The sequence below is a fragment of the Agrobacterium sp. SORGH_AS 787 genome, from assembly GCF_030819035.1.
In the GTDB taxonomy this organism is placed as follows: domain Bacteria; phylum Pseudomonadota; class Alphaproteobacteria; order Rhizobiales; family Rhizobiaceae; genus Agrobacterium; species Agrobacterium larrymoorei_B.
Genome location: NZ_JAUTBG010000002.1, coordinates 868,589 through 889,860, shown reverse-complemented (window position 1 = coordinate 889,860; position 21,272 = coordinate 868,589). Strand labels below are relative to the sequence as shown.

The window sequence follows — 21,272 nt, the reverse complement described above, 5'->3', positions numbered from 1 at the left end:
GTTATCGGCGTCAGCGTGCGCCAAAAAGGGCCGAGCCGACGCGCACGCTGGTGGCACCAAACTCGATTGCCGTTTCGAAATCGCTGGACATGCCCATTGAGAGCTTTTCCACGCCGCATTCCTTGGCGAGCTTTGCGAGCAGCGCAAAATGCGGACCGGGATTCTCGTCGGCTGGTGGAATGCACATCAGGCCTTCGACCGTGAGCTTCAGCTCCTCGCGGCAGAGCGTGACGAAGGCTGCTGTTTCGCGTGGGTCGAGGCCTGCCTTTTGCGGCTCCAGCCCGGTATTCACCTGCACATAAAAGCGAAGCGCCTTGCCCTGCTTGGCGCATTCCTCCGCAAGCACGCGGGCGATCTTCTCCCGATCGATGCTTTCGATCACGTCGAACAGTGCCACGGCATCGGCCGCCTTGTTGGATTGCAGCGGACCGATCAAATGAAGCTCGATACCGGGCGTCTTCTCCTTCAGCGTCTGCCATTTGGCCTGCGCTTCCTGAACGCGGTTTTCGCCGAAGACGCGCTGACCGCAATCGATGACCGGCTGGATGGCATCACCGTCAAAGGTTTTCGACACGGCGACCAGAGAGACATCGGCTGGCTTTCGCCCCGCCTTCTCTGCTGTGGTGGCGATCCGCTCCTTGATGTCGGCAAGACGGGCTTCGATGTCCATGGGAGGCCTCTGTTCTATCTTAAACGATGATTGCTCGTCCTAAAGCTGGCGGCGCTTGATGCCAAGCATGATTGTCACCATTTAAGCGTTCTATTCCAAGTTTGCGCGACCTAACGCCCTGCAAAACTTGACGCATCGGTCGTTTCATGGTGAAGGTCAGCGCGCATTACCCCCTCGATACCCGGATTTCAGAAGTATGGCCATCGAACGTTATAATCCTCGCGACGCCGAGCCGCGCTGGCAGCAGCAATGGAACGAAGACAAGGTCTTCGTGACAGACAATAGCGATAGCCGCGAGAAATATTACGTCCTTGAGATGTTCCCGTACCCATCCGGTCGCATCCATATGGGCCATGTGCGCAACTATGCGATGGGCGACGTGGTTGCCCGCTACAAGCGTGCGCGGGGCTATAACGTGCTGCATCCCATGGGATGGGATGCCTTCGGCATGCCGGCGGAAAACGCCGCCATGCAGAACAAGGTGCATCCGAAGGACTGGACCTACCAGAACATCGCCACCATGCGCGGCCAGCTGAAGTCCATGGGCCTGTCGCTGGACTGGAGCCGTGAATTTGCGACCTGCGACGTGGATTATTACCACCGCCAGCAGTCGCTGTTCATCGACTTCATGCAGAAGGGCCTGGTCTATCGCAAGCAGTCCAAGGTCAACTGGGACCCGGTCGATCATACGGTTCTGGCCAATGAGCAGGTGATCGACGGTCGCGGCTGGCGATCCGGCGCACTGGTGGAACAGCGCGAGCTGACGCAATGGTTCTTCCGCATCACCGATTTCAGCCAGGATCTGCTGGATTCGCTGGACGAACTGGATCAGTGGCCGGAAAAAGTCCGGCTGATGCAGAAGAACTGGATCGGCAAGTCGGAAGGCCTGTCGCTGCGCTGGCAGACGGTCGCTGCAACCGCGCCTGAAGGCTTCAACGACATTACCGTTTACACGACGCGTCCGGACACGCTGTTCGGCGCATCTTTCCTGGCCATTGCCGCCGATCATCCGCTGGCCAAAGCCCTGGCCGAAAAGAACAGCGAAATTGCCGAGTTCTGCGACGAATGCCGTCGCCAGGGCACGTCTCTGGCTGCGCTGGAGACGGCCGAGAAACGGGGTATGGATACCGGCGTTAAGGTTGTGCATCCGCTTGATCCTTCCTGGGAACTGCCGGTTTATATCGCCAACTTCGTGCTGATGGATTACGGTACCGGCGCGATTTTCGGTTGCCCTTCGGGCGACCAGCGCGACCTGGATTTTGCCCGCAAATATGGCCTGCCCGTCGTTCCGGTCGTCATGCCGGAAGATGGCGATGCGGCGAGCTTCACGGTCGGCGATACCGCCTATGTCGATGACGGCGTGATGATCAATTCCCGCTTCCTGGACGGCATGAAGACGACCGACGCTTTCGAGGCCGTCGTGACGAAGCTGTCGCAGCAGGTTCTGGGCAATGCTCCACAGGCCGAGCGCAAGGTGAATTTCCGCCTGCGTGACTGGGGCATTTCGCGACAGCGCTATTGGGGCTGCCCGATCCCGGTCATCCATTGCGAAGTGTGTGGCGTCGTGCCGGTTCCGAAAAAGGACCTGCCGGTCAAGCTGCCCGACGATGTGACATTCGACGTTCCCGGCAATCCGCTGGATCGCCACCCCACCTGGCGTCATGTCGCCTGCCCGCAATGCGGTCACGATGCACGGCGCGAAACCGACACGATGGATACGTTCGTCGATTCCAGCTGGTACTTCACCCGCTTTACTGCACCCTGGGAAGACCAGCCGACCGATCCTAAGGTCGCCAATCGCTGGCTGCCGGTCGATCAGTATATTGGCGGCATCGAGCACGCGATCCTGCATCTTCTCTATTCGCGCTTCTTCACCCGCGCGATGAAGGAAACCGGCCATGTGGACGTGAAAGAGCCCTTCAAGGGCCTCTTCACCCAGGGCATGGTGGTGCATGAGACCTACCGTCTGGGCGAAGGTCAGAACGGCCATTGGATCGTGCCCTCCGACATCCGCATCGAGGAAGTGGACGGCAAGCGCCGCGCCTATATGCTGGAGAGCGGCGAAGAGGTCTCCATCGGCTCCATCGAGAAGATGTCGAAGTCGAAGAAGAACGTGGTCGATCCGGACGATATCATCGCCTCCTACGGCGCCGATACCGCACGTTTCTTCGTGCTGTCCGATAGCCCGCCGGACCGTGACGTCATCTGGTCGGAATCCGGTGTCGAAGGCGCACATCGTTTCGTCCAGCGCGTCTGGCGCATCATAGGCGAGGCCGCCGACGAACTGAAGGCTGTCAATGCCGCACCGGCGGCGGCAGGCGAGGGGCTGGCTATCTCCAAGGCGGCTCACAAGACGCTGAAGGCCGTGCAGGACGATCTGGACAAGCTTGCCTTCAACAAGGCCATTGCCCGCATCTACGAACTGGTCAACGCGCTGGCCGGTCCGCTGTCTGAGGTTGCCAATGGCGGTAAGGACAATGAGGTAAAGGCCGCAGCACGCGATGCGGTGGAAATCCTCATCCGCATGATCGCGCCGATGACGCCGCATCTGGCGGAAGAATGCTGGAAGGTTCTCGGCAATTCCGGTCTCGTGGCGCAGGCTGCATGGCCCATCTTCGTGCCTGCGTTGGTCGAAGAGAACGAGGTCGTTCTGCCGATCCAGATCAATGGCAAGAAGCGTGGCGAATTGACAATCGCTCGCGATGCGGATCAAGATGCCGTCCGCGCCGCCGTGCTGGAACTGGATGCCGTCAAAGCGGCACTTGCCGGTTCAGAGCCGAAGAAGATCATCGTGGTTCCACAAAGGATCGTGAACATTGTTGTTTGATGCCTATTCCAGATGGGGCCGCATAGCAGCCGCAGTGTCTGTCGTCTTTTTGTCCGGAGCGCTTGCAGGCTGCCAGGTTCGCCCGCTCTATAGTGTGGAATCGGGCACGCGCGAGAAGCTCGCTTCTGTCAGCTTCGCTCCCGCCAGCGACCGGATCACGCAGGAAGTGCGTAACCACCTGATCTTCCTCGCCTATGGTGGTGAGGGAGCGCCCGTGAAGACCGATTACCAGGTGAAGCTTGTGGTGACGTCCAGCGCCAGCTCCACCGAGGTGACGAACGACACCAGCCTGTCGGTCGGCAAGAGCAACTATGACGGCCCCTATCCGGGCCGCGTGACGATGACCGGCCAATATGTGCTGACACGCATGTCCGATGGTCAGGTTCTACGGTCTGCCAAGCGCACCGTGACCGCCATGCTCGACCTGCCACAGCAGGAATTCGCCAAGATCCGTGCGGTCCGTGATGGTGAAAACCGCGCGGCGCGCGAGCTGGCAGAGATCATCCGCACGGACATCGCCGCCACGCTCAGCCGATAAGCTGCGATCATGACGGAAATCAAGTCCCATGAATTCGAGCGCTTCGCCGACAATCCGGCGGAGCGCTTTCGCATTTTCGTTCTCTACGGACCGGATCGCGGCTTGGTCTCGGAACGTGCAGCGGCGATTGCAGCAAAGACCGGTATCGACCCCAATGATGCCTTCGCCTCGCTGAAACTTGCCGTCACAGACCTTCAGGGCGACCCTGGACGGCTTCTGGACGAGGTCAATGCCATCGGCCTCTTCGGTGGCGAAAAGCTCGTCTGGGTCAAAGGTGCGGCCAATGAAAAGCCTCTGGTCGATGCGCTCCAGGTGTTGGCTGACAATCCGCCGGAAACCAGCTTTCTTATCATCGAGGCAGGCGACCTAAAAAAGGGTACGGGTCTGCGCAAGATCGCCGAGCCATCGCGCGCCATCGCCGCAATCCCTTGCTATGCCGATGATGCCAGATCGTTGAACGCGCTCATCGACCATGAGCTTGCCGACGAAAACTTGAGAATTACACCGGCAGCACGCCAGCGGCTGATCGAATCTCTCGGCGGCGATCGCATCGCCTCGCGCAACGAGGTGAAGAAGCTCGCGCTCTACTGCCGCGGTCGGGATGTCATCGAGGAAGACGATGTTGCCGCGATCATCGGTGATGCCAGTGCTGTGTCTGCCGATGACGCTGTCGATGCGATTTTGAAGGGCGACCGCAACGCCTTCTTCCATGCCACGCAAAAGATCATCTCGTCAAAGACGCCGATCTTCCTGGTGCTGCAAGGGTGCCTGCGCCAGTTCCAGCTGCTCGACCAGATGCGGGCTGAAATGGATGAGAAGAAGCTGCAGGCCGGCCAGGTCATGCAGACGCTCGGGCGCGGCATCCATTTTCGTCGCAAGCCGGTCATCGAGCGCGCGCTGCGTACATGGCAGCCAGCGGCGATTGCGAGAGAGATGAACCGCTTGCAGTCTGCCATCCTGCAGAGCCGCCAGCGCCAAAGCCTGGAGGAGAGCGTGGCGCTTCTGACGCTGCTTGCGACCACGCTGCAGGCGGGCAGGGGCGGCTGAGCTTTTTCCTCACTTGAACGACATGAAAAAGCCTCCGCGGCGGATGCCGGGAGGCTTTCTAAATTCGCGCTGAGCGGACTTTTCTCAGTCGCCCTTGCCGGGCTCGGCGGAGAAATAAAGGTCGAGCTTGCCTTCGACGCCATCCATTTCCTTGGCTTCCGGAAGCGGATCGCGCTTGACGGTGATATTCGGCCAGATGGCAGCATATTCCGCATTGATCTTCAGCCACTTGTCGAGGCCCGGCTCGGTATCGGGCTTGATTGCCTCGGCGGGACATTCCGGCTCGCACACGCCGCAATCGATGCATTCGTCGGGGTTGATAGCGAGGAAGTTTTCACCTTCGTAGAAGCAATCCACGGGGCAGACTTCAACACAATCGGTGTATTTGCAGCGAATGCAGTTATCGGTCACGACATACGTCATGAAGAACTCCAGAATATGCAGGCCGGGTCAGTGGCTTTCGAACACAAGCCTTCGCCCGGAATTCAGACAGGGCATTTTCGCAAGTCAGGTAATGCCTTTGTGACAAGATAGCAAGGACAAACGATGCTGAAAAAACGCAACGAAATAGTCGTTTATTCTAATCCTGCCCGTTCTCCGCGTCGGAGATGAACCTGTCCAGCGCCCGGCGCTCCTTCTTGGTCGGGCGACCGCTGCCTGGCTGGCGCACCGCCTGCTCAAGCAAGGTCATGCGATCCTTGGGCTCGCGGGGCGGGGTCTGATCGTCATAGAGGAGCTTGGCCTCTTCGTAAGGCCCGCGGCGCTCGCCGGGTGCCTTGACGATGAGAATGCGGTCCATTCGCTCAATGGCGATGTCCAGTCGGTCACCGGTCTTGACCATGTAGCTGGATTGGCGCACGGGCGCGCCATTGACCTTGATACTGCCCGACTGAATATAGCTCTGGGCAATCGAGCGGGACTTTGCCATACGGGCGAAGAACAGCCACTTGTCGAGGCGCTGACGCCCGGCTTCCAGTGGCTGTTCCTTATCACCCATAGGCTTACTTCTTCAGCTGCTCCTTGAGAGCAGCGAGCTTGGCGAAAGGCGAATCCGGGTCCATCGGCTTTTCCTTGCGCGGTGGCTTGGCTTCGAAACGCTGCTGACCCTGCGGCTTGCCGCCGCGGTCGTTGCGCTCCGGGCGATCCTTGCGCTCGCCACGATCGGGACGATCGCCACGGTTGTTGTTGCCGCGCGCCTTGTTGTCCGGACGTCCGCCTTCGCGCTTGCGATCACCATCGCGGTTACCGTCACGATTGGCGTTCTGGCGGTTGCCGGGACGACCTTCGCCTGCTTCGCGACGCTCGCCTTCACCACGGTTGCCAGCATTGCGGTTGCCCGGGCGGCGGTTGTCGCTGCGCTGGTTGTCGTTGCGGCCACCCGGGCGCCACAGGAGAACCGGCTTCGGCTCGGCGTTTTCCGCCGTTGCCTCTTCAGGCTTGCCTTCCTCAGACTTCGCCTCCTCAGATTGGGGCTCTTCAGCTTTCACCTCCACAGGCGCTTCGGCAGAGGCTTCCTGTTCGGATGCATCGGCATCGTCGCTTGCAGCCTCTTCAGCAGGGGCGGCTTCCGTGGCGTCTGCCTTTGCGGGCTGGCCGCTGTGGCTTGCGAGGAAGGTGGCTGCCTCTTCTGCGGAGACCTGATCGGCGCGATAGCCGAGACCCTTCAGGATTTCTTCCATGTCGTCCAGCGTCGCGCCGAGGATCGACAGCATTGCCGTCGTGGTGGTGAAGCGGCGGCCGTCATAGGCGCCTTCAGGGCGCGGCTGCTGGCCGGGCTTCCACTGCAGCAGCGGACGGATGAGATCGGCCAGACGCTCGAGAATATCGATACGCACGGCGCGCTTGCCGAGGAAACGGAAACCGGCGAGCTTGTAGAACATGCGCTCGAAACCGGGATCGGTGACGACCGACGTACGGCCGGCAGCCAAAACCGGAATGAGATCGCCATAGCCCGGCTTGCCGAGACCGTCATTCTTCAAGGCCCAAAGCAACGTCACGAGTTCGGCGGGAGCCGGCTTCAGAAGCGCTGGGAGAAAGACGTGGTAGGCGCCGAAGCGGATGCCGTAGCGACGCATGGAGGCGCGTGCGTCCTGATCCAGCGTCTTGACCTCATCGGCCACATCACGGCGGAAGAGGATGCCGAGATTTTCGACCAGCTGGAAGGCCAGACCCTTAGCGAGACCCTGCAGGTCTTCGGCGCGCGAGATATCGTCGAGCGGCTTCAGAACCGTTGCGATCTGGTGATTGACGAAGCGCTCGATGCGGGCAAGCGCGTGGTCGCGTGCGTTGCCGCTCAGCTGCTCGTCGGCCAGCATGATGACGCGCGGCTTCATGATGTTGTCGCCGGCGGACAGACGCGCCACGGGCTCACCGAGCCAGCGGACGAGACCGTCCGAGCTCATGGCGAGGTCGCCATTGCCACTGGCATGAAGACGGGCGGCGCGCGCCTCATACTCCAATGCGAGCGCCTTTTGCGCTGCCGCCTGGACGGCCTTGGCATCTGGACCTTCGGTTCCCGAAACCGGCGTGAACCGGAATCCCGCCAATTGACCGACATGATGTCCTTCTACGAAGACATCACCATTCACACTGATTTCAGCTTCAAGCATCGCATTCTCTCTTAGGCGCCTCATGAGCACAGATGTCCTGCGATCAACAAAGCGTTTCGTCAACCTTTCATGTAGAGCATCGGACAATCGATCCTCGATTTCCCGTGTCTTTTCTTGCCAGTGTGTCGGATCGGCAAGCCATCCTGGGCGGTTGGATACATACGTCCATGTTCTGATCTGCGCAATCCTGGCCGATAGCGTGTCGATTTCACCATCCGTCCGGTCGGCGCGACGTACCTGTTCGGCCATGAAATTCTCATTGACCGTGCCACGTTTGACGAGATCGAAATAGAGCGTCGAAATCAGATCGGCATGTTGTGCAGGCGCGATGCGGCGATAATCCGGCAAAGCACAGGCTTCCCACAATCTTTCGACACGCTCCGCAGTCGTGGTGACATCGATGATCTCCGGGTAGCGCCCGAGATATTCGAGTGCCTGCTGATCGATGGCAGGCAAGGCGCGCGACAGACCCTGCACCGTGGGTGCCGCATCGAGGCTCGCCTGGAGATTTCTGATGGACGAGAAATCGAAATTCTTCGTGCGCCATTGCAGCACTTTGACCGGATCGAACTCGTGTGATTCGATCCTTTCCACCAACTCATCGTCCAGCGGATCGACGCGGCCTGTCACGCCAAAGGTACCATCACGCAGATGCCGTCCGGCACGACCGGCGATCTGGCCCATTTCAGCCGGGTTGAGATTGCGGAACTGATAGCCGTCGAACTTGCGATCCTGGGCAAATGCTACGTGGTCGACATCGAGATTCAGGCCCATGCCGATGGCATCGGTCGCCACCAAGTATTCCACGTCGCCGTTCTGGTAGAGCCCAACCTGCGCGTTACGGGTACGGGGCGACAGCGCACCAAGAACCACCGCAGCGCCACCGCGCTGACGGCGCACCAGTTCGGCAATCGCGTAGACCTCATCGGCAGAGAAGGCGACGATCGCCGTGCGCTGGGGCAGGCGGGTGATCTTCTTCGATCCCGCATAGAAGAGTTGCGAGAGGCGAGGGCGCTCCACCGTGACGATGCCGGGCAGCAGCTTTTCGAGGATCGGCCGCATCGTGCCGGCACCCAGAAGCAGCGTTTCTTCCTTGCCGCGCAAATTCAGGATGCGGTCGGTGAAGATATGGCCGCGTTCCAGGTCGCCCGCGAGCTGGACTTCGTCGATGGCGACAAAGGCGGCATTGGTTTCGCGCGGCATCGCCTCCACGGTGCAGACGGAATATTTGGCGCGGGGTGGGGAAATCTTCTCTTCGCCGGTGATCAGCGCAACATTGTTGGCGCCCACCTTTTCCACCAGCCGCGTATAGACCTCGCGTGCCAGAAGGCGCAGCGGCAGGCCGATGACGCCACTTCCATGCGCCACCATTCTCTCGATGGCATAATGGGTCTTGCCGGTATTTGTCGGTCCAAGAACGGCCGTTACACCGCGGCCGCTCAAGATCATGGGGCGAAAATTCAACGTACTATCCGCGAAAACGACGATGGTGCTACTCTTCGGACACGGCGTGAGGGCGCCCGCATTTCAGTCTTCCCACACATGGCAATCAGCAAGGCCAAACGCAAGGACGAAAGCGGTTATCATCGGCGTCGCCCTCGAATTGACCGCTAATTTGGCACGCCAAAACCGCTTTTTGCTAAGAAACGCCAAAGGCGCAAGATTCGGAACAGGTTGAGAACGAATCAGAGACGAATCGCTGACTCTGCCAGATTCGGCCTTTGTTCACGGCAAGATGTGGCTTCCGCTTTGCCGAAAGCCACCAGATGCTGAATCAGATGATGCTAAAGGACGATGCCGGCTACAGAGGCTGCCCCGCCAGCAATCTTGGTCCATTGCGGTCCGCCGTTCCGGCGGCCTGGCCGATGAAGTAGGATTTCAATGCGGGAATCCGATCAACGAGGCCCAGCCCGAAATCGCGCGCAACGCGGATTGGCCCGACATCATTTGAGAAAAGACGGTTCAACACGTCGGTGGTCACACCCATGCGCACTGTGTCGAAGCGGCGCCAGGACTGGTAGCGCTCCAGCACATTGAGTGAGCCGATATCGAGCCCGATGCGATCGGCCTCCACGACGGTTTCCGCCAGCGCCGCCACGTCCTTGAAGCCAAGATTGAGACCCTGCCCGGAGATAGGGTGTATGCCGTGGGCCGCGTCCCCGGCAATCGCGATGCGTGGCGCGACGAAAGCGCGCGCAAGCGTCAGGCCAAGCGGGAAGGCGCGGCGCGGACCGACGGGACGAATGGGTCCGAGCTTGTGGCCGAAGCGCCGCTCCAGCTCTTCTTCGAAGATAAGAGCGTCGGAAGCGACGAGGCTGTCAGCATCCGCCGTGCGCTCGGTCCAGACCAGCGACGAGCGGTTGCCCTTGAGTGGAAGGATCGCAAAGGGACCGGAGGGCAGAAAGTGTTCTTCCGCGCAGCCATTGTGCGGTCGTTCGTGCTCGACGGTGGTGACGATGCCCGACTGGTCGTAAGCCCAGTGAACGGTCTTGATGCCTGCCATGTCGCGTAGCGCCGATTTCACACCATCGCAGGCGACGAGCAGACGCGTTTCCAGCGACGAGCCATCGGAGAGCGAAATCACGTTGCTTTGCGGACCGGCGGAAAAACCCGTGACGCTGAGGCCATGACGGATTTCGATGCCGAGCCGCTCGCACAGGCCACGCAGAGCACCGACCATGGCGACATTCGGCACCATGTGGGCAAAAGGCTGACCTTCCGCCACGTCGCCGTCGAAGGTGAGGAATACCGGGCGAACGGGATCTGCCGTGCGCGAATCCGTGACGATCATCTTGTTGATCGGCTGGGCTTCCGGCTCCAGCTCCTGCCAGATGCCGAAGACATCCAGCATACGGCTGGCAGCGGCGATAATCGCGGAAGCGCGGGCGTCCTTTTTCCAGACGTCTTCGGGCGCGGCCTCGATGACCTGAACCCCGAGATGCGGCGCTGCCTGCTTGATGGCGACAGCGACGCTCAGGCCCACATATCCGCCCCCGGCAATCACGACATCGAGCATTGCGTCTTCTCCTGCGCCTTGCGTTCTTGTGCATAGTCTTTTGGCATTATAGACCATCGCATCACGTCTTCATACAGCCGGAGCATGCCGAAATGTCGCATTCTTCTCATTCAGCAAGCCCGATGGAAAATCTTCTCGCCACGCTTGATCTTGAAAAGCTTGAAGAAAATCTCTTCCGCGGCACCAGCCCGCAGGTCGGATGGCAGCGCGTCTTCGGCGGTCAGGTTATTGCGCAGGCACTGATGGCGGCACAGCGAACGGTGGATGCGGACCGCTTCATCCACTCGCTCCATGCCTATTTCATGCGACCGGGCGATCCTCTCGTGCCCATCATCTATCAAGTCGATCGCATTCGCGACGGTGCCAGCTTTGCCACGCGGCGCATCGTTGCCATCCAGCATGGCCATGCGATCTTTGCCATGTCGGCATCGTTCCAGATCGAGGAGGGCGGCTTCGATCACCAGAGCCCGATCCCGAACGTGCCGCAGCCGGAAAGCCTGATGAGCGAGGCGCAGTTGCAGGAGGCATTTCTTGCCAATGCGTCGCCCGCGATCCGCAAATATTGGGAGAACAAGCGGCCGATCGAAATCCGCCCGGTCTCGCTCACGCATTACATCTCCCGCGAAAAGCTTGAGCCGAAGCAGGATATCTGGGTGCGGGCCGTGGGTGAAGTGCCAGATGACAGGCATTATCAGGCAGCGGTGCTCGCCTATCTTTCCGACATGACGCTGCTCGATACATCGCTCTATGCCCACGGAACGACCATCTTCGATCCGACCATCCAGGTGGCCAGCCTCGATCACGCCATGTGGTTCCACCGCCCGTGCAAGTTGGAAGACTGGCTGCTCTATACGCAGGACAGCCCGAGTGCGTCTGGTGCCCGCGGATTGACCAGAGGCAGCCTCTTTACCCGCGATGGCGTTCTTGTCGCCTCGATGGCGCAAGAGGGCTTGATTCGCAAACGGGCAAATGACTAAAAAATGTTCAATTTTTAAAAATCGCTCATAAATTGTTCGCCTAAAGTGCGAACAATTGCCCGTTTTGCGGCCTTATCTTTTATAATCGTTACTTTTCAATAGCTTATCATATGCGTGCCCAAACTGGCACGCCCTTTGAATATAGAGTGCCAGTCGCTGTTATTGATCTGCCAGCGGCAAGGAGAGTCGGCTCCATGCCGAGCACAAACAAAGGATGGGAAACCAGATGAAAATTGTGATGGCCATTATCAAGCCGTTCAAGCTGGATGAGGTGCGCGAGGCTCTCACCGCCCTCGGCATTCAGGGCCTGACCGTCACCGAGGTCAAGGGTTACGGACGTCAGAAGGGACATACCGAGATTTATCGCGGTACCGAATATGCGGTCAGCTTTCTTCCGAAGCTGAAGATCGAGATCGCGGTCGCATCCGACGTGGTGGAAAAGGCAGTCGATGCAATCGCATCCGCGGCCAAGACGGGGCAGATCGGCGACGGCAAGATTTTCGTCTACTCGATTGAACAGGCAGTGCGCATCCGCACCGGCGAAACGAACACAGAAGCGCTTTAAGCTCGGCTGACAGGGGAGTCCTCAGATTATGAACTTCAAGAAAATTTCCACACTCAGCGCGCTTAGCGCCGGTGCGGCAGCCCTCCTGGCGCCGGTCGTTGCATTTGCGCAGGATGGTGCTGCTCCAGCCGCTGCAGCTGTTCCGGACAAGGGCGATACCGCCTTCATGTTCCTGTGCACCATCCTGGTTCTGTTCATGGCTGTTCCAGGCCTTGGCCTCTTCTATGGCGGTCTCGTTCGCGCCAAGAACATGCTCTCCGTTCTCATGCAGTGCACGGTCATCGCCGCCACAGTCATGATCGCCTGGGTTGTCTATGGCTATTCCTTCGCATTCGGCGGCTCCGAGAGCCCCTTCTTCGGTGGCTTTGCCAAGCTCTTCCTCGCCGGTGTCACCAAGGATACGACGGCTGCGACCTTCTCGCAGGGCGTCGTCATTCCGGAATACATCTTCGTGATGTTCCAGATGACGTTTGCTGCCATCACGCCGGCCCTGATCATCGGCGCCTTTGCCGAACGCATCAAGTTCTCGGCTTCCATTCTCTTCTGCCTGCTTTGGGTGACGTTCGTCTACTTCCCGATCGCCCACATGGTCTGGGATGCCAAGGGCTACCTCTTCGGTCTCGGCGCGCTTGATTTCGCTGGCGGCACGGTCGTTCACATCAATGCCGGTGTTGCCGGTCTTATTGGCGCGATCATGGTCGGCAAGCGTACGGGCTACGGCAAGGACATGATGGCTCCGCACTCCATGACGTTGACCTATGTTGGCGCTGCCATGCTGTGGGTTGGCTGGTTCGGTTTCAACTCCGGTTCCAACCTTGAAGCTTCCGGCGGCGCGATGCTCGCAACCGTCAACACCTTCATCGCCACTGCGGCAGCCATTCTCTCCTGGTGCGTTGTCGAAAGCTTTACGCGCGGCAAGGCTTCCATGCTGGGTGCGGCTTCCGGCATGATCGCTGGTCTCGTTGCCATCACGCCTGCAGCTGGTATCGTCGGTCCGATGGGTGCGATCGTCATGGGTATCATCGTTTCCCCGCTTTGCTACTTCTTCGTCTCCGTGGTGAAGAACAAGTTCGGTTACGACGACACGGCTGACGTCTTCGGCGTTCACGGCATTGGCGGCATGTTCGGCGCTCTGGCGACCGGCATCTTCGCAAGCGCCTCGCTTGGTGGCGTTGGCTATGCGGGCGAGCAGACCATGAGTGGTCAGTTGATGGTTCAGATTCAGGCCGTCGTCATCACCATCCTGTGGACGGGTATTGGCTCTGCAATCCTTTACAAGGTCGTCGACATCATCGTCGGTCTGCGTGTGCCGGTCGAAGCCGAACGCGAAGGTCTCGACCTCGCGTCCCACGGCGAAGCCGCATACCACAACTAAGATCGGGTGGGTGCGCTCTGCGCACTCGCACCTCTCACCATCGAAGCCCGGCGATCCTCTCGCCGGGTTTCTTCGTTTTAAGGCACCAATCTTGGTAAACGAGTTTCGCCGTGGTTAATGCCGCATTAACCAGCATGCCGCTATTTTGCCCTGTCATCCCTGCTTCGGTCACGAAGCTCCGGAAAAACTAAGGACGACAGGTTCAACATATGGGCAGAGTGAATTCTCCGACATTCGAGGGCCGCGACAATCGCTTCGTGCTGACGGCATTCGTCGTGCGACAGATCATGGCGCTGTGTGGTTTTGCCGTTCTGGCAGCCTTGGCGCTGGGCGTGACTGCACTTGCGACCTGGAATGTCGCCGACCCCAGCCTCTCCTACGCGACCTCCAACGAGCCCACCAATCTGCTCGGACATAGCGGCGCGATCTTCGCCGATATTATGATGCAGTTTCTTGGGCTGTCGTCATTGATCGCTATGTTGCCCATTCTGTCCTGGGCCTTCGTGCTGATTTCCGGCCGCAAACTTACTCGCATGCCGACCCGCCTCATGGCCTGGATCGGTGGTGCCTTCATCGCCTCTGCCTCGCTTGGATGTTTCCCGGCACCTCAGACATGGCCGCTGCCGAACGGCATTGGCGGGGTCATCGGCGATATGATCCTGCGCTTCCCCGCGCTCTTCCTCGGTGCCTATCCGACCGGCACCGCAGCGACCGTGCTGGGGGCAATCCTGGCGGTGCCTGCGGCCTGGCTGATGCTGGTCGCTTCTGGACTTCTCGGCGCCTTCGACCAGGATGCGGAGGAGCCCTTCGCGCCACAGGCTGCCACCACCAGCAAGGCCCGCAAGGCGCAGGAGATCGAAGAGGATGATGAGGACGACGGCGAGGGCTTCTTCGCCAACGTCCTCGCTTTTGGCGCACTTACCCACTACTGGTACATCAGCCAGGCGCGGCTTCGGCGCATTTTCGGCCTGAAGCCCAAGTCGCTCACCAACGAGTTCGAGCAGCCCTACGACTTCAACGATTACGAATTCGGCACATTGAATGAGCCGTCGCGCCTGAAAACCGCGATCAACCGTCTGGAAAGAGCAGAACCTTCCTTCGAAGAACGGGCGGAAGCGCGTGCCCGTCGGCAAGCACCATCCGTCAATGGTGATGATCTCGACGAGCCGCCCTTTGACGATGAGGACAGCCTGCCCGATGGTGTTCTCTCCGGTGATGCGCCCTTTGCTGCGCGCCCGGCACCGGGAAGCCCGACGCGTATCACGGCACCGCCTCCGCGGCCAAAGCCGAGCGAGCGGGTCGCACGCGAAGCGCAAACCTCCTTCATCTCGCCGGATGGTTTCCAGGTTCCGTCGATCCATCTGCTGGCCGAGCCCAAGAATGTCGTCAAGGACAACACGCTGAATGCGGACGTTCTGGAGCAGAATGCCCGCCGCCTCGAAGGCGTATTGGAAGACTTTGGCGTCAAGGGCGAGATCATCCATGTGCGCCCTGGTCCTGTCGTGACGCTTTATGAGCTTGAACCGGCGCCTGGTATTAAGTCCTCGCGCGTCATCGGTCTGGCGGACGATATCGCCCGCTCGATGAGCGCGATTGCCGCCCGTGTGGCCGTCGTTCCCGGACGCAATGCCATCGGTATCGAGCTTCCGAACCGCACGCGCGAGACGGTGTTCTTGCGCGAACTGGTTGGCTCGCGCGATTTCGAAAGCAGCAAGGCCAAGCTGCCGATGGCGCTTGGCAAGACCATCGGTGGCGAAGCCGTCATCGCCGATCTGGCCAAGATGCCGCATCTTCTCGTGGCCGGTACCACCGGTTCGGGTAAGTCGGTCGCAATCAACACCATGATCCTGTCGCTCGTCTACCGCATGACGCCGGAACAGTGCCGCCTGATCATGATCGATCCTAAGATGCTCGAACTGTCGATCTATGACGGCATCCCGCACCTGCTATCGCCCGTCGTCACCGATCCCAAGAAGGCCGTCGTCGCGCTGAAATGGACGGTGCGGGAGATGGAAGAGCGCTACAAGAAGATGTCGAAGATCGGTGTTCGAAACATCGATGGCTTCAACACCCGCGTTCAGCAGGCGCTCGACAAGGGCGAAGTGCTGACGAGAACCGTGCAGACCGGCTTCGACCGCCAGACGGGCGAGGCCATGTATGAGACGGAAGAATTCGATCTGAAGCCGCTGCCCTATATCGTTGTCATCATCGACGAAATGGCCGACCTGATGATGGTCGCCGGCAAGGATATCGAGGGTGCCGTGCAGCGGCTGGCGCAGATGGCGCGTGCTGCTGGCATTCACGTTATCATGGCAACGCAGCGTCCGTCTGTCGATGTCATCACCGGCACGATCAAGGCGAACTTCCCCACCCGCATTTCCTTCCAGGTCACCTCCAAGATCGACAGCCGCACCATCCTTGGCGAACAGGGCGCGGAGCAACTGCTGGGCATGGGTGACATGCTCTACATGGCAGGCGGTGGTCGCATCCAGCGTGTCCACGGTCCCTTTGTGTCGGATAATGAGGTGGAAGAGATCGTTTCCTACCTCAAGACCCAGGGCTCGCCAGACTATCTCGAAGCGGTCACCGAAGAGGATGAGGACGAGGATGGCGGCGGTCCTGCCGGCACCGGCAACATGGCCGAGTCCGACGATCCATACGATCAGGCCGTGGCCGTCGTTCTGCGCGATGGCAAGGCTTCGACCTCCTACGTCCAGCGCAGGCTCGGCATCGGTTATAACCGCGCGGCCTCGCTGATCGAAAGGATGGAGCAGGAAGGTATCATCGGACCTGCCAACCATGCCGGAAAGCGCGAAATTCTCGTGCCGACGGAGAATGATTGATTCCCAATTGTCTAACGCTCCACCGCCAGTTGGTCTTTGATACCAGTTGCTTGGGTGCCGGTTCGGTAACCGCAACCAGGCGTGTGCTTTCGGCGTTATAGCCGTCGCTCCATGTCATGAAGCCGCCGTGTTTTTTCGGCACATGGGATGCGATGAAGGAGAACAGAATGAAGAATACCCGCTCGGTCGTTTCCGCTCAGCATCCCGGCCTTGAGAGCAGCATGACACGGCGAGGCGTAATGACGCTGTTTTCGGCAGCGGCCGCCTCCGTGGCGCTCTCGCCAATTGCCGCTTTGGCGCAGGGTGCAGGAGACGGCGCGACGGCGCAGAAGATCGCCAACCACTTCTCGTCGGTGAAGACGATGATGGGCGAGTTCGTTCAGTTCGGTCCGCGGGGTGAGCAGACAGGCGGCAAATTCTATATTTCGCGCCCCGGCAAGCTTCGCTTCAACTATGAAGACCCGTCGCCCATGCGCGTGATTGCTGATGGCCGCAACGTCGTGATCGGCAATATGAAGCTGAAGACATGGGACATCTACCCGCTGTCCAAGACACCGCTCAGCCTGCTTCTGGCCGACAAGATCGATCTGAGCAACCAGAAGGTTCGTAGCGTCAAGGAAGAGTCCGATCTGATCACCATCGTTCTTGGTGATAAGAGCATCTTCGGCGATTCAACGATCACCCTCATGTTCGATCCCAAAACCTTCGATCTTCGCCAGTGGACCACGACGGATGCGCAGAACAAGGACACGACGGTCATGATCTTCAACGTCCAGACGGGCGTGAACCTCGACGACAAGGTGTTCAACATCAACTACGAGGAAGTCCGCAAACGCGGTTGACCTTAAGACAGCAGAAAGCGTTTCCAGTTTTCTGCCCTCTTGTTATAAGCCTGCCTCTACAGCATCGGCCCGAAATCGGAATCGGTTTTTGGAAAAGCACGATGCGCAGTTCAAAAGGTAAAGCGTCCTTTGTGCGTCCAATAGGACGCACGGCGCTTTCGCTGCATGAGACGGAGCGTGAGGCATGACTTTCTCGATAACCACCTGGAACATCAACTCGGTGCGGCTGCGCATGCCGATCGTCGAGCAGTTCTTGGTGCGTTACAAGCCTGACATCCTCTGCCTGCAGGAGACCAAGTGCCCAAATGGCGAGTTTCCGCTCAAACCCCTGCGGGCGCTCGGCTATGAGCATGTCATCATTCATGGACAGAAGGGCTATCACGGCGTCGCCATCGCCTCGAAGCTGCCGCTGACGGAAGATCATCGCCAGGATTACTGCGGGGTAGGGGATGCCCGCCATATCTCCGCTCTGGTTCAGGTCGGTAGCCGCCGCATCCGCCTTCATAACTTCTATGTTCCGGCAGGGGGCGACGAGCCAGACCGGTCGATCAATCCGAAATTCGGCCACAAGCTCGACTTCGTCGAGGAGATGAAGGCGCTGAGCGCTGATAGCGTGCCGGGAACCTCCTCGATTTTGGTTGGCGACCTGAATATCGCTCCTTTGGAAAACGACGTCTGGTCACACAAGCAGCTATTGAAGATCGTCAGTCATACGCCTGTCGAGACGGAAGGTCTGCTGGAGGTGATGAAGCGCGGCAACTGGCTCGACCTGATGCGGCTCAACGTGCCGGAAACGGAAAAGATCTACACTTGGTGGAGCTATCGCGCCAAGGATTGGGAGGCTGCCAATCGCGGCCGTCGCCTGGACCATATCTGGTCCTCGCAGGATCTCGGTCCATCGCTCGAGCGGATCGAAATTCTGAAGGAAGCCCGCGGCTGGAACCGCCCCTCCGACCATGTGCCGGTGACGGCTCACTTCAATTTCTGAGGGGGAGAAAGATCAGAGGAAGCGGGTGCGCATCGCAGCCGCGCTCGTCGCCAGCGCTGCGATATTGCCGCGGATCCGATCGGACACGACGTCTGCAACATCCGGAAATTCCTCGATCATACGGTGGAAGAGGATGCGGGTAATACGGATGACCTCGGAGTCTTCCCGTGCGACTGCGGTGAACTTGCGTTCGCATAGCGTGAAGAGCGCCAGTTCCGATAGAAGACAGCCGCGGCCAGCCGTCGCCTGAACCTCTCTTTTGCCGTCACGCTCTTCCGTCCACAGATCGAAGCTTCCGTAGCAGACGACAAAGGCGCATTCGGCTGGAGAGTGTTGGCGAAACAGCATGTGCCCTTCGGCGATGCGCCGTCGCTCAGCACCAAAAGCAATCAGTCGCAACTGATCTTCGGTGAAACCCTGGAACAGCGGCACCTGCGCGAAAAGCTTGATATCGTCATTCAACGCCATGGGCTGATCCACCTGGGAAATGCAAGTCCGACGCCGCGCTGCTGAGATTTGCGGCAGCGCGGTTCAACCCGTTTTCGACCAATGCGGACTCCAAGACAAGAGCCGATCAAGAAAAACGCCCTTTTACGGAACGATCTTGTAGCCGCCGTTTTCAGTCACGAGGATTTCGGCGTTGGAGGGGTCTCGCTCGATCTTCTGGCGAAGACGATAGACGTGCGTTTCCAGCGTGTGGGTGGTAACGCCGGAATTGTAGCCCCAGACCTCTTCCAGCAGGACGTCGCGTGTGACGACGGCGCTACCGGCGCGGTAGAGGTAGCGAATGATGGCCGCTTCCTTTTCCGTCAGACGGATTTTCTTGCCATCTTCCGTCGTCAACAGCTTCTGGCTCGGCTTGAACTGGTAGGGGCCGACAGTGAAGACCGCGTCTTCGCTCTGCTCGTATTGGCGTAGTTGCGCGCGGACACGGGCAAGCAGCACGGCAAAGCGGAATGGCTTCGTCACATAGTCGTTCGCGCCTGCCTCAAGACCAAGGATCGTGTCGGAATCCGTGTCGTGTCCGGTCAGCATGATGATGGGAGACTTGAAGCCGCTCTTGCGCATCAGCTTCACCGCCTCACGCCCATCCATGTCCGGCAGGCCCACATCCATGATCAACAGATCGACCTGGGTGGATTTCACCGTCTGGATGGCGGCATTGGCGTTCGCACCTGTGAGAAGCGAGAACTCTTCATAGGGCGAAAGTTGTTCGGCAAGGGTGTCGCGCAGATCGTCGTCGTCATCAACCAGAAGCAATGTACGGGCCGTCATAGAGTACCGTCGCCTTTCTCTTTTAATTTCCAAACCAATTCAGCGGTTTGCGCGCTTCGCGTCAACCCTTGTGCAGCAATAACGGCGTGCTATGACGTCAGGGTGAAGCATCTTCAAAGCAAAATCTCGTGAAAAAGAGTGATGACCAGAAAGATTGAATCCGCAACGTCACCTCCCAGGCTTCTCGTCCGCCCCTCGCCGTTGAAACCAAATCGGGCGATCGTTCAGCTTGGTCATTTAACGTTTCAGGCTGCGATTGGTCGCAATGGACGCTCTGTTTTCAAACGTGAAGGTGACGGCAAAACGCCTATCGCTCAGATGCCGCTGCTTTATGGTTTCATCCGGGGAGAACGCATGCGGGCCGTTCAGACCGGCCTGACATTGCGTCGGGCGGTGAAGTCGATGCTGTGGTGCGATGCGCCAAGCGATCCGAACTACAATCGGCTGGTGAAGGCTCCGTTCAAGCCGAGCCACGAAGACATCTGCCGGGAAGACGGTCTTTACGATGTCTGCCTGGTGCTCGACTGGAATGTCAGATCCAGGCAGCGCAATCGCGGCTCGGCCATCTTCATGCATATGATCCGCCCCGGCTATGCGCCGACCGCTGGCTGCGTTGCACTGCACCCCAGAGACATGCGCCGTCTTCTGCCCCATCTTCGTCCAGGACAGATTATCCAGGTTCTATAAGGACTTGTATAGAGAGTGACTTGCCGAGAGGCCCTCAACACAGAATGGCCATCTTTGCGAAAGAAACAAAAAACCCGCCACAAGGCGGGCGGGTTTTTTGACATTCTGTAGGTGAAAAGCCTTATGCGGCTTCTTCTTCCGGTGCATCGTCTTCTTCGACGGCCTTGCCGCGCTTGGGGCCCTTGTTGAGGTTGACTTCAACGAGGCGAACAGCTTCGGTTTCGGACATCTTGTTCACGGCTGCGATTTCGCGGGCCATGCGATCGAGAGCTGCTTCGTAAAGCTGGCGCTCGGAATAGGACTGCTCAGGCTGGTTTTCTGCGCGATAGAGATCGCGAACCACTTCTGCGATGGCGATCAGATCGCCGGAATTGATCTTTGCATCATATTCCTGCGCGCGACGCGACCACATGGTCCGCTTGACGCGTGCCTTGCCCTGAACAACCTTCAGCGCACGCTCGACGAAATCCCCTTCGGACAGCTTGCGCATGCCGATGCTGACAGCCTTGGCAACAGGCACCTTGAGGCGCATCTTGTCTTTTTCGAAATCGATGACGAAGAGTTCGAGCTTCATGCCCGCGACTTCCTGTTCTTCGATTGCCGAAATGGTGCCGACACCGTGAGCGGGATAAACGATCGCTTCTCCGGTCTTGAAACCGTGGCGCGCTGGAGATTTCTTCTGCTGGGTCGTCATTCGTTTTTTAAACTCCCTGTTACATACACCCGGGGGTTTCCGGGGTCGGGTCGGTCAGGCCCGGATGAGACGGGGGCAAGCCGTCAGGTGACTCCGAACTGGTCCAGCCGAGCACGCAAAAAGAAACCATCTCGCAATCCGGTGATCGACAACACAAAAGTAGGATATGTCACGGAAACCGCGTGCAATTGATGACTTGCTTTCGAGGTGTTTTAGGGCACGATAGTGCCGCGCTGTGGATCAGTTTCTCCTGTCTACCACAAAAATACGTGGAAATCAATAATTTGCTTCCACCGTGGCGACTGAGTCACAACAAGGT

The 21,272-nt window shown here is 59.1% G+C and carries 18 protein-coding genes; 10 read left to right on the top strand and 8 right to left on the bottom strand.

Going from position 1 to position 21,272, the window contains the following annotated elements:
- Positions 1-10: 10 nt before the first annotated feature.
- Positions 11-670 carry a YggS family pyridoxal phosphate-dependent enzyme gene (locus QE435_RS13640; RefSeq protein ID WP_349041698.1) on the bottom strand — a complete coding sequence of 220 codons (660 nt, stop codon included), beginning with the start codon at positions 668-670 and terminating at the stop codon, positions 11-13.
- A 196-nt stretch (positions 671-866) separates the two neighbouring features.
- Here QE435_RS13640 and leuS point away from each other — a divergent pair, with 196 nt between their 5' ends.
- From leuS to holA, 3 genes are read left to right on the top strand one after another with little or no spacing between them, the layout of a single operon-like run.
- Positions 867-3,497 carry a leucine--tRNA ligase gene (gene leuS / locus QE435_RS13635; RefSeq protein ID WP_349041697.1) on the top strand — a complete coding sequence of 877 codons (2,631 nt, stop codon included), beginning with the start codon at positions 867-869 and terminating at the stop codon, positions 3,495-3,497.
- Entirely contained in the window at positions 3,487-4,035 is a 549-nt protein-coding gene (gene lptE, locus QE435_RS13630) for an LPS assembly lipoprotein LptE (RefSeq protein ID WP_306934655.1), read from the top strand. The genes leuS and lptE overlap by 11 nt, the downstream gene beginning before the upstream one ends.
- A 9-nt stretch (positions 4,036-4,044) precedes the next feature.
- Entirely contained in the window at positions 4,045-5,082 is a 1,038-nt protein-coding gene (gene holA / locus QE435_RS13625; RefSeq protein WP_306934654.1) for a DNA polymerase III subunit delta, read from the top strand.
- 84 nt (positions 5,083-5,166) lie between these two features.
- Here holA and fdxA read toward each other — a convergent pair whose 3' ends face one another.
- The 4 genes from fdxA to QE435_RS13605 form a co-directional block, all read right to left on the bottom strand.
- Positions 5,167-5,505, bottom strand: a complete 339-nt coding sequence (fdxA, locus tag QE435_RS13620) for a ferredoxin FdxA (RefSeq protein WP_062444698.1) — start codon at positions 5,503-5,505, stop codon at positions 5,167-5,169.
- A 157-nt stretch (positions 5,506-5,662) separates the two neighbouring features.
- Complete coding sequence (locus tag QE435_RS13615; protein WP_349041696.1) at positions 5,663-6,079, bottom strand: RNA-binding S4 domain-containing protein; 417 nt, start codon at positions 6,077-6,079, stop codon at positions 5,663-5,665.
- A gap of 4 nt (positions 6,080-6,083) precedes the next feature.
- Complete coding sequence (locus tag QE435_RS13610; protein WP_349042858.1) at positions 6,084-9,140, bottom strand: helicase-related protein; 3,057 nt, start codon at positions 9,138-9,140, stop codon at positions 6,084-6,086.
- Positions 9,141-9,492: 352 nt separating this feature from the next.
- Complete coding sequence (locus QE435_RS13605; RefSeq protein WP_349041695.1) at positions 9,493-10,707, bottom strand: ubiquinone biosynthesis hydroxylase; 1,215 nt, start codon at positions 10,705-10,707, stop codon at positions 9,493-9,495.
- 92 nt (positions 10,708-10,799) lie between these two features.
- Here QE435_RS13605 and tesB point away from each other — a divergent pair, with 92 nt between their 5' ends.
- The 6 genes from tesB (at position 10,800) to QE435_RS13575 (ending at position 18,297) form a co-directional block, all read left to right on the top strand.
- Positions 10,800-11,684, top strand: a complete 885-nt coding sequence (gene tesB / locus QE435_RS13600; protein WP_349041694.1) for an acyl-CoA thioesterase II — start codon at positions 10,800-10,802, stop codon at positions 11,682-11,684.
- Positions 11,685-11,898: 214 nt separating this feature from the next.
- Positions 11,899-12,249 (top strand): P-II family nitrogen regulator, encoded by a 351-nt coding sequence (locus QE435_RS13595; protein WP_062424736.1) that lies wholly within the window; start codon positions 11,899-11,901, stop codon positions 12,247-12,249.
- Between the two features lie 28 nt (positions 12,250-12,277).
- Complete coding sequence (locus tag QE435_RS13590; RefSeq protein WP_309771996.1) at positions 12,278-13,624, top strand: ammonium transporter; 1,347 nt, start codon at positions 12,278-12,280, stop codon at positions 13,622-13,624.
- Between the two features lie 209 nt (positions 13,625-13,833).
- Positions 13,834-16,467 (top strand): DNA translocase FtsK, encoded by a 2,634-nt coding sequence (locus tag QE435_RS13585; RefSeq protein WP_349041693.1) that lies wholly within the window; start codon positions 13,834-13,836, stop codon positions 16,465-16,467.
- Positions 16,468-16,583: 116 nt separating this feature from the next.
- A complete protein-coding gene (locus QE435_RS13580) occupies positions 16,584-17,309 on the top strand; it encodes an outer membrane lipoprotein carrier protein LolA (protein ID WP_306934648.1) in 726 nt (241 codons plus the stop codon).
- 184 nt (positions 17,310-17,493) lie between these two features.
- Positions 17,494-18,297 (top strand): exodeoxyribonuclease III, encoded by an 804-nt coding sequence (locus QE435_RS13575; protein ID WP_349041692.1) that lies wholly within the window; start codon positions 17,494-17,496, stop codon positions 18,295-18,297.
- A 12-nt stretch (positions 18,298-18,309) separates the two neighbouring features.
- On the opposite strand, the gene QE435_RS13570 is transcribed toward QE435_RS13575, so the two are convergent.
- Together QE435_RS13570 and QE435_RS13565 are read right to left on the bottom strand one after the other, a co-directional pair.
- Positions 18,310-18,765: a cyclic nucleotide-binding domain-containing protein gene (locus QE435_RS13570; protein WP_306934646.1), complete on the bottom strand. Its 456-nt coding sequence runs from the start codon at positions 18,763-18,765 to the stop codon at positions 18,310-18,312.
- Between the two features lie 123 nt (positions 18,766-18,888).
- On the bottom strand, positions 18,889-19,572 hold the full coding sequence (locus tag QE435_RS13565) for a response regulator transcription factor (RefSeq protein ID WP_306934645.1): 684 nt from the start codon (positions 19,570-19,572) through the stop codon (positions 18,889-18,891).
- A gap of 141 nt (positions 19,573-19,713) precedes the next feature.
- Here QE435_RS13565 and QE435_RS13560 point away from each other — a divergent pair, with 141 nt between their 5' ends.
- Complete coding sequence (locus QE435_RS13560; protein WP_349041691.1) at positions 19,714-20,259, top strand: L,D-transpeptidase family protein; 546 nt, start codon at positions 19,714-19,716, stop codon at positions 20,257-20,259.
- 121 nt (positions 20,260-20,380) lie between these two features.
- Here the strand turns inward: QE435_RS13560 and QE435_RS13555 are convergent, their stop codons facing one another.
- On the bottom strand, positions 20,381-20,953 hold the full coding sequence (locus QE435_RS13555; RefSeq protein WP_027673546.1) for a CarD family transcriptional regulator: 573 nt from the start codon (positions 20,951-20,953) through the stop codon (positions 20,381-20,383).
- Positions 20,954-21,272: the final 319 nt, after the last annotated feature.